The organism is Mesorhizobium sp. WSM4935 (genome assembly GCF_029625735.1).
Classification (GTDB): domain Bacteria; phylum Pseudomonadota; class Alphaproteobacteria; order Rhizobiales; family Rhizobiaceae; genus Mesorhizobium.
The window spans coordinates 115206-129896 of record NZ_JARTVR010000006.1 but is presented as its reverse complement, the minus strand read 5'-3'; the positions used below and the strand labels follow the sequence as shown (position 1 = coordinate 129896).

Below are 14691 nucleotides of genomic sequence, written 5' to 3'. Positions count from 1 at the left end.
AAGCACCGTTTCGCGGCCGTTTCCGGCTCACGCAAATTCGTCTTTGGACTGTCTAGAACTATTCCAGGAAATTCTCTATATGCGGTTCATCCGTGCCAGCGGTCGGCGCGGGATCAGAATTAGCGCCGAACCAGCGAACGCGCCGCCTTGAACGGCTCGGGTTGCTTGGGAGCGGACAGCGGAAATGGCCGTACCCGCACCTTTGCGCGTGATTGCATGCCAACGGCGTCCGTTCCCTTTCAGGCTGAACAGACAAGGACGGATCGCCGTGACGAAATCCCTCGACAGTTTCAATTGCCGCCGCACCCTGACCGCGGGTGGCGCGGACTATGTTTATTTCGACCTCGCCGAGGCCGAGAAGAACGGCCTCACCGGCATCGCGAAGCTGCCCTATTCGATGAAGGTGCTGCTGGAGAACCTGCTTCGCAACGAGGATGGCCGCTCGGTGACCAGGGAATCGATCCAGGCGGTCGCCGCCTGGCTGACCGACAAGGGCACGGCCGGCGTCGAGATCGCCTATCGCCCGGCCCGCGTGCTGATGCAGGATTTCACCGGCGTGCCGGCGGTGGTCGACCTCGCCGCCATGCGCGACGGCATCAAGGCACTCGGCGGTGACCCGGAAAAGATCAACCCGCTGGTGCCGGTGGACCTCGTCATCGACCATTCCGTCATCGTCGACGAGTTCGGCACGCCGATGGCCTTCGCCCGCAATGTCGAGCTCGAATATGAGCGCAACGAGGAGCGCTACAAATTCCTGAAATGGGGCCAGCAGGCCTTCCGCAACTTCCGCGTCGTGCCGCCCGGCACCGGCATCTGCCACCAGGTCAACCTCGAATATCTCGGCCAGGTCGTGTGGACCAATTCGGAAGACGGCGAGACCGTCGCCTATCCGGACACCTGCGTCGGCACCGATTCGCACACCACCATGATCAATGGCCTCGGCGTGCTCGGCTGGGGCGTCGGCGGCATCGAGGCCGAGGCGGCGATGCTCGGCCAGCCGGTCTCCATGCTCTTGCCCGAGGTCATCGGCTTCCGCCTCACCGGCAAGCTGAAGGAGGGCGTCACCGCGACCGACCTCGTGCTCACCGTCACCCAGATGCTGCGCAAGAAGGGCGTCGTCGGCAAGTTCGTCGAGTTCTTCGGCCCCGGCCTCTCCAACATGACGCTGGCCGACCGCGCCACCATCGGCAACATGGCGCCGGAATATGGCGCGACCTGCGGTTTCTTCCCGGTCGATTCGGAAACCCTCCGCTACCTCACCATGTCCGGCCGCGACGAGAAACGCATCGCGCTGGTCGAAGCCTATTCCAAGGCGCAGGGCATGTGGCGCGACGCCGGCTCCGCCGATCCGGTCTTCACCGACCTGCTCGAGCTCGACCTCGGCGACGTCGTGCCGTCGATGGCCGGCCCCAAGCGCCCCGAGGGCCGCGTTGCGCTGCAGGACATCCCCGCCGGCTTCGCCATGGCGATGGAGACCGAGTACAAGAAGGCTGCCGAGATCTCGAAGCGCTACGCTGTCGAGGGCACCGACTACGATCTCGGCCATGGCGACGTCGTCATCGCCGCCATCACCTCCTGCACCAACACGTCCAACCCGAGCGTGCTGATCGGCGCCGGCCTGCTTGCCCGCAATGCCAACCGGCGCGGCCTGAAGCAGAAGCCGTGGGTGAAGACCTCGCTCGCGCCCGGCAGCCAGGTGGTGGCGGAATATCTCGAAAAGTCCGGCCTGCAGAAGGAGCTCGACCAGATCGGCTTCAACCTGGTCGGCTTCGGCTGCACCACCTGCATCGGCAATTCCGGCCCGCTGCCGGCGCCGATCTCCAAGACCATCAACGACAAGGGCCTGATCGCCGCCGCGGTCTTGTCCGGCAACCGCAACTTCGAAGGCCGCGTCTCGCCGGATGTGCAGGCGAACTACCTCGCCTCGCCGCCGCTGGTGGTGGCGCATGCGTTGGCCGGCACGGTGACCAAGGATCTCACCGCCGAGCCGCTCGGCGAGGGCAGCGACGGCAAGCCGGTCTATCTCAAGGACATCTGGCCGACCTCGGCCGAGATCCAGGAGTTCATCGAGAAGAACGTCACCCGCGAGCTGTTCGCCCGCAAATATGCCGACGTTTTCAAGGGCGACGCCTACTGGCAGAAGGTCAAGGCGCCGGAAGGTCAGACCTATGCCTGGGACGACCACTCGACCTATGTGCAGAACCCGCCCTATTTCGCCGGCATGGGCCGTGCCTTCAGCAAGGTCGGCGACATCAAGGGCGCGCGTGTGCTCGGCCTGTTCGGCGACAAGATCACCACCGACCACATCTCGCCGGCGGGCTCGATCAAGGCCGCCTCGCCGGCCGGCAAATACCTCACCGAGCACGGCGTCGGCGTTGCCGACTTCAACCAGTATGGCACGCGGCGCGGCAATCACGAGGTGATGATGCGCGGCACCTTCGCCAACATCCGCATCCGCAACCACATGCTGGGGGAGAACGGCCGCGAGGGCGGCTACACGATCCACTATCCTTCGAAGGAGGAGATGTCGATCTACGACGCCGCCATGGAGTACAAGAAGGAAGGCGTGCCTCTGGTCATCTTCGCCGGCGTCGAATACGGCAACGGCTCCTCGCGCGACTGGGCGGCCAAGGGCACGAATCTTCTGGGTGTCCGCGCGGTCATCGCCCAGTCCTTCGAGCGCATCCATCGCTCCAACCTCGTCGGCATGGGCGTCATCCCCTTCGTCTTCGAGGAGGGCACCTCATGGGCCTCCCTCAACCTCAAGGGCGACGAGCTGGTCGAGATCGATGGCCTGGACGCGATCAAGCCGCGCCAGAAGATGGTCGCCAAGGTGACCTTCGGCGACGGCACGGTGAAGAATGTGCCGATCGTCTGCCGCATCGATACGCTGGACGAGCTCGACTATTTCAAGAACGGCGGCATCTTGCAGTACGTGCTGCGTGATCTGGCCGCGTAGCGGCCAGGCAATAGGGCTTAGGCAATAGGCAGTAAGGAAACAGGATGCCTACTGCCTACTGCCTACTGCCTACTGCCTACTGCCTACTGCCGGCTTCCCAAACTGCGCCGTCGCCGCCAAAAGCACCGCCAGCATCAGCCCGTTGAAAACGTGCCATAGGAAATGCGTGCCGAGCGGGAAGCTGGCGCAGACCAGCGGATCGATCATGCGGCAGATAACCGAGACGACGAAGATCGCCGACCCGGTCAAATTGTACCAGCCGGCCCGGTTGCCGGTGGCCGCCACCCATGCCCCGAAGAAGGCGAGCGCCAGGAAAGGCGGCAGATAGTTCGTCGTGCCGTTCGACGCCTGGCGCAGCCAGTCCGGCACGGCATAGGTGATCAGGCCGGCCACGACATAGAAGGCGACGAAGACGAGGATCGCCTTGCCCCAATCCATGCCGAGGAAGCGCCGCAGGTTGAACAGCGTGTAGGCCAGCGTGAAGCCGGCGATCGGCAGGATGTCGGCCCAGATCGTGCCTTTGCTGGCGAAGATATGGAACAGGGTAGAGCCGATGCCGATCGCCACCACCCACCAGGCCAGCACTTCCGCGAAGGTGCCAGTCTTGCATCGCCGCACCTGCCAGACGCCCCACAGTCCCGCGGCAATGAAAGCCAGGTTGGTCAAAGCATTAGCCGGCTCGGCCCAAAGTCCAGGCCCCGTCCGCTCGCAATAGAGATCGACAGGGATCAGGAGAGTTTGCCACATGGTGAGGATGCTGCTCCCGAATCGAACCGTGCCTTGAAATGCAACCGCCTCTCCTATTGCGCCCTTACCTGCGGCTGCAACAGCAAAATTTCACCGCAACGTGACTTCCCGTTGACTGGCGCTTCTGCCACATATTTTAGCAATCAGAACAAGGCCGGCGTCACCGGCGGGAATTGGAAAAGCTATGGCATTTCGAGGACGATTGCGGCTTGCGGCAGTAGCGCTGGCCCTTACGGCGTTGGGCGGCGCGGCCCTGGCAGCCGAACCCGAGAAGGCCGCGGCCGGCAAGCCTCAAACCGACAAGCCCCAAATCGACAGGCCCTTGGGCGTGGTCGAGTTGTTCACCAGCCAAGGCTGCAGTTCCTGCCCGCCGGCCGACGAGTTCTTCGCCGAGCTCGCCGGCAAGGACGACATCATCGCGCTCGCCTATCACGTCAATTACTGGGATTATCTCGGCTGGCAGGACACGCTGAGCACCAAGGAAAACACCGAGCGGCAATATGACTATATGCGCGCCTTCGGCAGCCGCTCCGTCTACACGCCGCAAGCCATCATCAACGGCCGCAGCCATGTCAACGGCGCCAGCCGCAAGGATGTCGACGGCGCCTTGGCCCGCATGGACAGGAACGGCCAGGGCATGCGGGTCGGCATCAAGGTGAGCCGCACCAGCGACCGCGTCATGATCGACACGGGCGACGCCGGGGGCGGCCCGACCGATGCCCATGTGGTGATCGTTTATTTCGACCCGCCGCAGATGGTGAAGATCGGCCAGGGCGAGAACAGCGGCCGCAGCCTGACCTACTGGAACGCCGTGTCCGACATCCAGACCGCCGGCATGTGGCACGGCAAGGCGCAGCGTTACGAAGTGCCGATGAGCGAGATCGCCAAGAAGGGCGGCTGCGCGGTGCTGCTGCAGTCGGTCGGCAAGGACGGCATGCCCGGCCCGATCCTCGGCGCCGCCTTCATCCACAAGCCCGATCGTCTCTGACGACTCCCCGATCGCTGATACAAGCTGGCCGGGCCCAGCAATTGAAGCATCCATGGCAAAACGACCCGAGCCGCACCCGATTCTCCTGACGACGCGCCTGCGCCTTCGTCAGTTCAGGGCCGAGGACGCGGATGCGATGCACGAATGCTTTGCCGACCCGGAGGCGATGCGCTTCTGGAATACACCAGTCCACACCAAGCGGATCGATACCGAGCGCGTCGTGCTCCGATACATCGACTGCACCCCCTCCTATTATCGGCACTGGGCGGTGGCCGACTTTGAGACTGACCGCTGCCTCGGCCTCGTCAGCTATCACGATGGCCACATCCGCAACAAACGTGCGGCCATCGGCTATTTCATCAATCCAGCGTATCAGAGCCGGGGCATGGCCACCGAGGCTGTATCAGCGATGCTTGACTTCTGTTTCGAGGATCTCGGCCTGCACCGTTTGCAGGCTTTCATCGATCCCGACAACACCCCGTCGCGCAAGCTGGCCGAAAAACTCGGATTTGAGCCCGAAGGCCTGCTGCGCGACCATTTGCGTGTTGGCGATTCTTGGCGCGATGAAATTCTGTATGCGCTCATTAGGAATGGCCGCTCACCCGGCGCAAAGGTTCCCGTTCTCATTCCCTGATCGTGCTTTGAATGACGTCCGCCTGTCCGCGGGACGGATTGGGCGCGCCAGAACGACGGGCATGAAAAAACCGGCGTCAGCTTGCTTCTGACGCCGGTCATTTAGGTTTTGGGATCGTCGCACCTGATTTTTCCAAAGAAAAACCGAGGTTGGTTCGATCCGACGCTGACCCGTGGGCGGGGGGCTTGGGGTTTACGAGCCGGTGCCGGACCGAACCGTCTCAGGCAACGCGGGTAAAGTCGTCGGACATTGGGGCATGAGCGCGGATTATTTGTGGCGAGAATGTGGCGGAGCATCACCAATTCCAACATGCGTTTTGCAAACGTGACTGGACGTTTGGGAAACCGCGCGACCGCTTGCGTCGGGACGGCGTCCGGCAATTCCATCGCGCCCTTGCAATTCCGCCATGAAAGCGCGAACCTTGGCCGGCGCATGATTCAATCGAAGGATCGAGGCATGACCGATCACAGCAGCGGGACGGAGGATGGGGAAGCATCCGGAATATTGATCCCGCTGCATGAGGCGCGCAACGCCCGCCTCGATCAGCCGGTGCGATTCGACCGGCGCGAACTCGACCAGATCCTGAGGCTCTACGGACGCATGGTTGCGGCCAATGAATGGCGCGACTATGCGATCGATCATCTCACTGATCGCGCCGTCTTTTCCGTCTTCCGCCGGGCCAGTGAAGTACCGCTGTTCCAGATCGTCAAGGACCCCAAGCTGGCGCGCCGGCAGGGCGCCTTCGCGGTCATCGCCGCGGGCGGCCGCATCCTCAAGCGCGGCCAGGAACTCGGCCGCGTGCTCGGCGTGTTCGATGCGAAGCTGAAGCTCGTTGAGGCCTGAGGGAAAAAGAGGAATTGAGGAACTGAAGAATTGAAGAACTGAGGAAAGGGTGGTTGGCGCCGCTGCGGCAGTCGTCTTTCTTCAGTTCTTCAATTCCTCAATTCTTCAGTTCCCTTTGAGTCCGAAACCTCCGTTCCGGCAGCGAATCCGGATCCGGCGGCAGCGCCGCGCCACCATTCAGCGACAACTGCATGAACACCGTGTCCAGCCAGCGCCCGTGCTTGTAGCCGGATCCCTCCAGGCGCCCGGAATGGCGAAAGCCGAGCTTCTCATGCAGCCGCACCGAAGCGCTGTCGGCATGGCCGTCGCCAATGACCGCGATGATCTGACGGAAGCCCGCCGCGCGCGCCGCCTCGATCAGCGCCTGCATCAGCGCCGAGCCCACGCCCTGCCCCTTGGCCTCGGGCGCGACATAGACCGAATCCTCGACGACGAATCGGTAGGCGGGCCGCGGCCGGAATGGTCCGGCATAGGCATAGCCGAGCACGACGCCGTTCTTCTCGGCCACGAGATAGGGGAAACCGCCCGCCTCCAGATTATCGAATCGGTCGCCCATTTCCGCGCGGCTGGGCGGCTCCAGTTCGTAGCTCGCCGTGCCGTGCGTGACCGCATCAGCATAGATTTCCGTGATCCGGTCGAGGTCGGTCGCGGTGGCGGGTCTGATCGCAATAGTGCTCATAATTTATGCAATTCACTTTCCTGCCTCGATAACAGCAGAGCGATGCACAAAAGAAAAGGGCGGCCGTTGGGCCGCCCTTCGCAACTCTATGGTCCAGCGGGACCGGGCAACGCCTTTAGCGGCGGTCGCCCATGAACTGCAGCAGGAACATGAACAGGTTGATGAAGTCGAGATAGAGCTGCAGCGCGCCCATGATCGCCTTGCGGCCGGCAACATCGGCGACGTCGCCCTCGAAATACATCTCCTTGATCCGCTGCGTGTCGTAGGCGGTGAGGCCCGCGAAGACCAGCACGCCGATCGCCGAGATGGCGAAGGCGAGCGCCGACGACTGCAGGAAGATGTTGATCAGCATCGCGATCAGCAGGCCGATCACGCCCATGACCAGGAACGAGCCGAACGCCGACAGGTCGCGCCTGGTCGTGTAGCCGTAGAGCGACAGACCGCCAAAGGCCGCGGCCGTGGCGAAGAAGGTCTGGGTGATGCTGGTGCCGGTGTAGACGAGGAAGATCGTCGACAGCGACAGGCCGACAAGGCCCGCATAGACCCAGAACGTGGTTTGCGCCGCCGCCACGCTCATCGACTGGATCCTAAAGGACAGGAACATCACGGCCGCAAGCGGAGCCAGGATGACGACCCAGCGGAACGCGCTTGCATAGATGAGCTGGCCGAAGGCAGTCAGCTGGCCGTCGCCCGTGACGGCGAGGTGGAAGGCGCCCCAGGCGGCTAGGCCGGTAATGAGCAGGCCAAGCCCCATGAGGTTATAGACTTTGATCATATAGGCGCGCAGGCCCTGATCGATATCGACGCGTGCGCCGGGGACGGCGCCCGTCTGGTAGTTGCGAATGGGATCAGCCATTGGAAATCCTCTGTTGCTTCTGCCCCGTCCGGTGACAGGTCTTTCGGGGACCAGGCGCCGCTGGCGGAGCTCCAGCATGCCTGCGCAAAATATGAGCGTTCTCGACGTCAAGAACAAGACGGTAACGCGCGGTAACGCTTTGTGAGAAGGCAAAAGCCCGGTTTTCAGGCCTTCCAGCCGCCATTCTTACGAAGATTTAAATCGGAAAAGGCCGCCGGAGGCCTAGAGCGTTTCACCGTTTCACGGAAACGGCGAACCGCTCTATCTCCTTGTTTTTTACGCAATTCCGAACGGAAAACCGCTCACACTTTTCCTGGAATTGCTCTAGTCAGGGGCTGCGCATCAGAGGTTGCGCAGCACCGGCGCCGCCTTGTGGCCGAGCACACGCCAGGTGCCGGCAAGGCCGATGCCGACGGTGACCGTCAGCGAGACCAGGATCGTCGCCACCGCCACTTCCGGCATGAAATGCGACGGCAGCGTCATGATATGCGCGACCACGAACCATGCGGCGATGCCGCCGGCCGCAAGCGCGAACAGCGCGGTCGCAAGGCCGATCAGCACATATTCCAGCGAGAAGGCGGCAATCAGCGTCTTGCGCGTCGCGCCGAGCGTCTTCAGCACCACCGCGTCGTGAGTGCGCGCCCGGTTGCCGGCCGCCAAGGCACCCGAGAGCACCAGCACCGAGGCGATCAGCGCCACGCCGGCGGCGGCGCGGATCGCGGTGCCCAGTTGCGCCACCAGCCGGTTGACGATGTCGAGCGCGTCCTTCACGCGCACCGTCGTCACCGCCGGAAAGGCGCGGGTGACGGCATTGAGCAGCCTTGCGTCGTCGGCCGTGGTAGCGCTCTTGTCGGTCAGCGTCGCCAGCCAGCCATGCGGCGCCCCGGCGAAGGTGTTGGGCGAGAACACCATGACGAAGTTGATGCCCATCGTCTCCCACTCAACCTGGCGAAAATTGGCGATCTTCGCCGTGACGTTGCGGCCGAGCACGTTGACGGTCACGGTGTCGCCGAGCTTCAGCCCAATCGCCTTGCCCTCTTCGGCCGAGAACGACACCAGCGGCTCGCCGGAATAGTCCTGCGGCCACCACGCGCCTTCGGTCAGCGTCGCGTTCTCCGGCTGCTTGGCGTCATAGGTCAGGCCGCGGTCGCCGCGCAGCACCCAGGCGCCGTCGGCCGGGGTCTTCACCTTGTCGACGTCGACGCCGTTGAGCGCCATGATGCGGCCGCGCAGCATCGGCACCTTGACCAGCGTTCCCCGCGGCGACTCCTTGCCGACAAGGCTGGCGAAGGCATCGACATCGCTGCTCTGGATGTCGACGAAGAAGAAGTTCGGCGCCCGCTCCGGCAGGCTGCCGGAGATCTGTCGCCTGAGATTGCCGTCGATCAGGGCCAGCGTCACCAGAAGCGTCAGCCCGAGGCCGAGCGACAGCACCACCGAGGGCGTCAGCGCACCCGGACGATGGATGTTGCCCAGCGCCAGCCGTAGCGAAACGGAGCGCACGCGCGGGCTCTTTTTCGCCACCCATTGCACCAGCACCGCGACCAGCCGCAGCACCAGGAAGGCAAAGACCGTGGCGCCGACGAAGATCGAGGCGATGCGGTAGTCATTGGCCGAAAGGATCGCCAGCGCCGCCAGCGCGACGACGATCGCCAGCGCGGCACCCGTATAGGGCAGACGCGGCAGGCCGCGGCTTTCGAAACCCATTTCGCGGAACAGCGCGGTCGCCGGCACGTCGCGGGCGCGGCCGAGCGGCAAGAGCGCGAAGGCCAGCGTCACCAGCAGGCCGAAGAGCGCCGCCATGGCGAGCGCGCCAGGATAAAAGCCGCCTTGCGCCGGCACCGGGATGACCGATTGCAAAAGCGCGCTCGCCGCGAAGGGCATCGCGGCGCCCAGGATGAGCCCGAGCACGATGCCGAGGCCGGCAATCAACAGGATCTGCACGAGATAGACGGTGAAGACGAAGCCGCCCGAGGCGCCCAGGCTCTTGAAGGTGGCGATGACGCCGCGCTTGCCGTCGAGATAGGCGCGCACGGCGTTCGCCACGCCGACGCCGCCGACCACCAGCGCCGTCAGCCCGACCAGGGTGAGGAACTGCGAGAAGCGCTCGATATTGGCGGAGAGCGCGGGGGCGGCGTTGCTGCGCGTGCGGATCGACCAGCCGGCCTGCGGGAAATCTTTCGCGGCCTGGGCCTGGATGTCCTTGATCCGCGCCTCCGACGTGCCGTCCGGCAGCTTCACCTTATAGGCGTTCTCGACCAGGCTGCCCGGCTGCACCAGGCCGGATGCGGCAAGGCCCTCGCGCGAAATCATCAGCCGCGGTGCGAAGCCGAAGCCGTCCGACACCGCGTCCGGCTCGCTGACCAGCTTGGCGCGCAGCGCGAAAACGGCGCTGCCGAGCTTCAGCCTGTCGCCGATGTGAAGATTGAGCCGGTCGAACAACAGGTCGGGCGCGGCGGCGCCGAACACGCCGGACCTTTCGCCGAACAATTGGTCCTTCGGCAGCACCGGATCGGTCTCCAGCGCGCCGTAGAGCGGATAGGCGTCGTCGACGGCCTTCGCCTCGACCAGCGCCTGGTCTGAACCGTCCTCCAGCCGCGCCATCGAGCGCATGCCGGAAGTCTGCGAAACCGCGCCGAGGCTGCGGATAAAGCCGAGCTCGGCGCCGGAAGCACTGCGTTGGTTGATCTGGAAGCGCAAATCGCCGCCAAGCAGCGTCTGGCCCTGATTGGCGACGCCGGCCGAGATCGCCTGCGCCACCGAATTGACGCCGCCGATCGCCGCCACGCCCAGCGCGATGCAGGCAAGAAAGATCATGAAGCCGGACAGGCCGCCGCGCATCTCGCGCAGCGAGAAGCGGATGGCGAGCTTCAGAGTTCGAAGCCAAGCGACCCCCTCATCCGGCCGCTTCGCGGCCACCTTCTCCCCGGCGGGGAGAAGAGGTTGGCGCCGGCCCCGGCGATCTCTTCTCCCCTCGGGGAGAAGGTGGCCCGAAGGGCCGGATGAGGGGGAGCCAGCCATGCGACTATGCCGTCACTTTGAGCAAAGGCGCATCCTCGATCCGCCCCGAGCGCATCGAGACCTGGCGCGCGCAACGCCCGGCGAGCACCGGATCATGCGTGACCAGCACCAGCGTCATGTCGCGTTCCGCCGCCTTGGCGAAGAGAAGGTCGGCGATCTGCTTTCCCGTCGCCTGGTCGAGATTGCCGGTCGGCTCGTCGGCGATGAGGATGCGCGGCGACGGCGCCAGCGCCCGCGCGATCGCCACGCGCTGCTGCTCGCCGCCGGAAAGCTCGCCCGGATAATGCGTCACGCGGTCGCTCAGGCCGACCGCCGCGAGTTCCCGCGCGGCCACCCCGAACGGATCGGAATGGCCGGCAAGCTCGAGCGGCACCGCGACATTCTCCAGCGCCGTCATGTTCGGGATGAGATGGAAGGACTGGAATACAATGCCGATGTTTCGCCCCCGAAACGAAGCAATCTGGTCCTCGCTTTTGCCGTTGATCAGCTCGCCGGCGATCCGGACCGTGCCCGAATCGACCCTTTCCAGTCCCGCAAGAACCATCAGCAGCGTGGATTTGCCGGAGCCCGAAGGGCCGACAATGCCGGTGGCTTGCCCGGCCGCCACGTCGAGGCTCACGCCCTTCAGCACATGGACGGACGACGCGCCCTCGCCGAGCGTCAGCGATACGTTCCTCAGCACGATGACGGCTTCTGTCACAATGAAAGTGCCCTATATGTGGAAAAAGGAGACGGCCCGTAGTCTCCTTTCCTGGGTTGTTTCGGTCATATGGGGCTCGCCGCATGGCATTCAAACACCGTTTTGCCGCAACCCTCATCCTTTCCCTCGCCCTTTGCGGCGCCATTTCGTCGGCGCGCGCCGCCACCTTCACCATCGTCGGCTTCGGCGACAGCCTGATGGCGGGCTTCAGCCTTGGCCCTGGCCAGGGTTTCACCGACAGGCTGCAGGCGGCGCTGAAGGCGAAGGGCCTTGATGTCGCCGTCGCCAATGCCGGCGTATCGGGCGACACCTCGAGCGGCGGGTTGGCGCGGCTCGACTGGTCGGTGCCGGACGGCACCCGGCTGGTGATCCTCGAGCTCGGCGCCAACGACATGCTGCGCGGCCTTTCGCCCGAGATCACCGAGAAGAACCTCGACGCCATGCTCGGCAAGCTGAAGCAGCGCAACATTCCGGTGCTTCTCGCCGGCATGCGCGCCGCGCCCAATCTCGGCGCCGACTATCAGAAGGCTTTCGACGCCATCTATCCGCGGCTTGCCGAAAAATACAGCGTCCCGCTCTATTCGTTCTTTCTCGACGGCGTCGCCGGCCATGCGGATCTGCAGATCGAGGACGGCATGCATCCCAATCCCAAGGGGGTCGATGTCATGGTCGAGCGCATCCTTCCCGCGGTCGAAAAAGCGATCGCCGAGAATGGAGGACCGTCATGAGTCCGGAACGCAACGCTTTCCGCTGGGGAAACCTTGTGGACAACAAACCGCTTGCCCCGCGCTGATATCGATGATTCGCTAGGACCGAGAGTTTCGATTCGAGGACAGGAGGCTTCACATGCCACGTCTTTTCACCGCCCTCGAAATTCCGCGTGATGCCGCTCTCTCTTTGTCCCTGCTCCGGGGCGGGTTGCCCGGCGCGCGCTGGATCGATGTCGAAAACTACCATCTGACGCTGCGCTTCATCGGCGATGTCGAGGGCCATATCGCCGACGAGATTGCCAACGCTCTCGACAGGGTTAACCGCCCCTCGTTCCAGATGACGCTCTCGGGCGTCGGCGCCTTCGGCGGCAAGAAGCCGCATGCGGTGTGGGCCGGCGTGTCCGCCTCGCCGGACCTGACGGCGCTGCAGGGCGAGATCGACCGCATCTGCCAGCGGCTCGGTCTGCCGGCCGATCCGCGCAAGTTCTCGCCGCATGTGACGCTGGCGCGCCTGCGCAATGCGAGTCCGCTTGATGTTGCGCAATATCTTTCGGCGCGCGGCAATTTCGCCGCGCTCCCCTTCCGCGTCGGCCGCTTCGTCCTGATGTCGTCGCGCGATTCGGTCGGCGGCGGCCCCTACATCGTCGAGGAGGCCTGGCCGCTGGTCGGCGAAACGCTGGCCTCGAGCCGCTTCGCCAGCGCTTCCGACGCCTCGCGGATCATGCGGTAGACCGAGGCGAAGGCCTCGGCGCTGTCATAATAGGGGTCCGGCACGTCCACGGCCTTCCCCGTCGCGAAATCCAGATAGAGATGGATCCGGTCGTGCATGGCAGGCGGCGCCAACGCCTTGAGGTCGCGCACATTCGCCCGGTCCATGCCCAGGATCAGGTCGAAGCACGAAAAATCCTCCGGCAGCACCTTGCGCGCCCTCTGTCCTGAAATGTCGACACCGTGCTTTGCCGCCACCGCGATCGAGCGCCGGTCCGGCTCTTGGCCGGCATGCCAGCCACCGGTCCCGGCCGAATCGATCACAAGGTCTTTGCCGTGCCCGGCGAGCACCGCGCGAAACACGCCCTCGGCCAGCGGCGAGCGGCAGATGTTGCCGAGGCAGACGAACAGAATGGATTTTATGGGCTTTGCGCTCATCGATCCGGCGCTATGGTTGGTTCAATTTTCGAATAGCACGGGAGCCCGAGATGACCAGAGAAAAACTCAGCAAGGAAGCGATCACGGCGGCGCTCGCCGAACTCGAAGGCTGGTCGCTCGCCGCCGACGGCGCCTCGATCAAGCGCAGCTTCGTCTTCAAGAACTTCTCCGAGGCCTTCGCCTTCATGACCCGCGTGGCGCTGGCCGCCGAGAAGATGGACCACCACCCCGACTGGTCGAATGTCTACAAGACCGTCGACGTGACGCTGAACACCCATGATGCTGGCGGCGTGACGGCGCTGGACATCGAGCTGGCCAAGCGGATGAACCGGTATTTCGGGTAGGACAAGCCACGTCGTTGGGGGGGTCGTCCGAGTTCGTCATTCCAGGGCGGAGCAAGGAGCGAAGCGACGCGCGCAGACCCTGGAATCCATGCCGTGACCGATGAGCGCCGCAGCGGTGCAGACCGTGGCGAACGTTCGCGAACTTCGTCATCCACGGGCGGAGCGACGCGAAGCGGAGCTCAGACCCGAGGATCCATTCCGTGACCGTGGTCGAGGATTGCAGCGGAGCAGAACTCTGCACCGTGGCGACGCCTCAGCGTAACGGCATGGATTCTATGGTCTGCGCGGGCCGCTTCGCTCCTTGCTCCGCCATAGAATGACGATGGGAAGGACGTTCCGGCCAATCTCCAACGTAGGCGATTGCCAACTCAGCTTCCCCCACGCCAGCATACGTTTCCAATTTCCAGGCGATTGACTCCCCAAACTCTTGCAGCAGCCCCCCGCTTTCACCACATTTCGCCCCGGCGGGCCGCGGCATCAATGCACGCGGCCGCCAGGGAGCGACTGATGACGCAAGGTACCGGTTTCGATTTCTTCGGCTTCGGCGACAAGCTCGCCGGCGAAGGCGAGATACGTGAGAAATTCTGGCGCACCGCCAAGAAGGCGGCGCGGCAGATTCCGTTCATGGATGAGGTTGTCGCCGCCTATTACTGCGCCATGGACAAGGACACGCCGCTGCGCGCCAAGGCCACCCTGCTCGGCGCGCTCGGCTATTTCGTCCTGCCGTTCGATTTCATTCCCGATTTCGTCGTCGGCCTGGGCTACACCGACGACCTCGCCGTGCTGACCGCCGCGATCACCGCCGTCAGCGCCCATATCACGCCGGCCCACAGGCAGGCCGCCAGGGACGCGCTGGCCGACAAGAGCTGACGGCGCCGCGTTTCAGGCCCGCAAATCAGCGGGTGCGAAAAGACAAACTCTTGCCGTTTTCGTGGCCTCCAACTCCGCGCCGGGACAACGCGTTGACAACCACAGGCGGCAGCGCGGATGGTGGCGGTTTCCGGGGGTGAGTTCCTTTCTTCGAGGACAATTCACCGTTTGGTAACCCTGATTAAATCAAAATG

The 14691-nt window shown here is 64.2% G+C and carries 14 protein-coding genes; 8 read left to right on the top strand and 6 right to left on the bottom strand.

Annotation, left to right across the window (positions count from 1 at the left end; all coding sequences use genetic code 11):
- Positions 1–268 precede the first annotated feature (268 nt).
- Entirely contained in the window at positions 269–2959 is a 2691-nt protein-coding gene (gene acnA, locus P9273_RS16620; RefSeq protein ID WP_278049886.1) for an aconitate hydratase AcnA, read from the top strand.
- 69 nt (positions 2960–3028) lie between these two features.
- Here the strand turns inward: acnA and P9273_RS16615 are convergent, their stop codons facing one another.
- Positions 3029–3706: a ceramidase domain-containing protein gene (locus P9273_RS16615; protein ID WP_278049885.1), complete on the bottom strand. Its 678-nt coding sequence runs from the start codon at positions 3704–3706 to the stop codon at positions 3029–3031.
- A gap of 184 nt (positions 3707–3890) precedes the next feature.
- Here P9273_RS16615 and P9273_RS16610 point away from each other — a divergent pair, with 184 nt between their 5' ends.
- The 3 genes from P9273_RS16610 (at position 3891) to P9273_RS16600 (ending at position 6171) form a co-directional block, all read left to right on the top strand.
- Positions 3891–4694 (top strand): DUF1223 domain-containing protein, encoded by an 804-nt coding sequence (locus P9273_RS16610; RefSeq protein WP_040996321.1) that lies wholly within the window; start codon positions 3891–3893, stop codon positions 4692–4694.
- A 52-nt stretch (positions 4695–4746) separates the two neighbouring features.
- Entirely contained in the window at positions 4747–5328 is a 582-nt protein-coding gene (locus tag P9273_RS16605; protein WP_040996319.1) for a GNAT family N-acetyltransferase, read from the top strand.
- A gap of 456 nt (positions 5329–5784) precedes the next feature.
- Positions 5785–6171 (top strand): DUF2794 domain-containing protein, encoded by a 387-nt coding sequence (locus P9273_RS16600; RefSeq protein WP_224517957.1) that lies wholly within the window; start codon positions 5785–5787, stop codon positions 6169–6171.
- Positions 6172–6268: 97 nt separating this feature from the next.
- Here the strand turns inward: P9273_RS16600 and P9273_RS16595 are convergent, their stop codons facing one another.
- From P9273_RS16595 to P9273_RS16580, 4 genes are all read right to left on the bottom strand, one after another.
- Entirely contained in the window at positions 6269–6850 is a 582-nt protein-coding gene (locus tag P9273_RS16595; RefSeq protein ID WP_040996317.1) for a GNAT family N-acetyltransferase, read from the bottom strand.
- Between the two features lie 115 nt (positions 6851–6965).
- Complete coding sequence (locus tag P9273_RS16590; protein WP_040996315.1) at positions 6966–7706, bottom strand: Bax inhibitor-1/YccA family protein; 741 nt, start codon at positions 7704–7706, stop codon at positions 6966–6968.
- A 342-nt stretch (positions 7707–8048) separates the two neighbouring features.
- Positions 8049–10547 carry an ABC transporter permease gene (locus tag P9273_RS16585; protein WP_278050016.1) on the bottom strand — a complete coding sequence of 833 codons (2499 nt, stop codon included), beginning with the start codon at positions 10545–10547 and terminating at the stop codon, positions 8049–8051.
- A 184-nt stretch (positions 10548–10731) separates the two neighbouring features.
- Positions 10732–11427 carry an ABC transporter ATP-binding protein gene (locus P9273_RS16580; protein WP_278049884.1) on the bottom strand — a complete coding sequence of 232 codons (696 nt, stop codon included), beginning with the start codon at positions 11425–11427 and terminating at the stop codon, positions 10732–10734.
- 83 nt (positions 11428–11510) lie between these two features.
- Here P9273_RS16580 and P9273_RS16575 point away from each other — a divergent pair, with 83 nt between their 5' ends.
- Together P9273_RS16575 and thpR are read left to right on the top strand one after the other, a co-directional pair.
- Positions 11511–12155, top strand: a complete 645-nt coding sequence (locus P9273_RS16575; protein ID WP_278049883.1) for an arylesterase — start codon at positions 11511–11513, stop codon at positions 12153–12155.
- A gap of 118 nt (positions 12156–12273) precedes the next feature.
- Entirely contained in the window at positions 12274–12867 is a 594-nt protein-coding gene (gene thpR / locus P9273_RS16570) for an RNA 2',3'-cyclic phosphodiesterase (RefSeq protein ID WP_278049882.1), read from the top strand.
- Here the strand turns inward: thpR and P9273_RS16565 are convergent.
- The gene (locus P9273_RS16565) at positions 12774–13283 is read right to left on the bottom strand and encodes a low molecular weight protein-tyrosine-phosphatase (RefSeq protein ID WP_278049881.1); all 510 of its coding nucleotides are present in this window, start codon (positions 13281–13283) and stop codon (positions 12774–12776) included. The genes thpR and P9273_RS16565 overlap by 94 nt on opposite strands.
- Positions 13284–13333: 50 nt before the next feature.
- Here P9273_RS16565 and P9273_RS16560 point away from each other — a divergent pair, with 50 nt between their 5' ends.
- Both P9273_RS16560 and P9273_RS16555 read left to right on the top strand, forming a co-directional pair.
- Positions 13334–13627, top strand: a complete 294-nt coding sequence (locus P9273_RS16560; protein WP_040996303.1) for a 4a-hydroxytetrahydrobiopterin dehydratase — start codon at positions 13334–13336, stop codon at positions 13625–13627.
- 507 nt (positions 13628–14134) lie between these two features.
- The gene (locus tag P9273_RS16555; RefSeq protein WP_278049880.1) at positions 14135–14497 is read left to right on the top strand and encodes a YkvA family protein; all 363 of its coding nucleotides are present in this window, start codon (positions 14135–14137) and stop codon (positions 14495–14497) included.
- Positions 14498–14691: the final 194 nt, after the last annotated feature.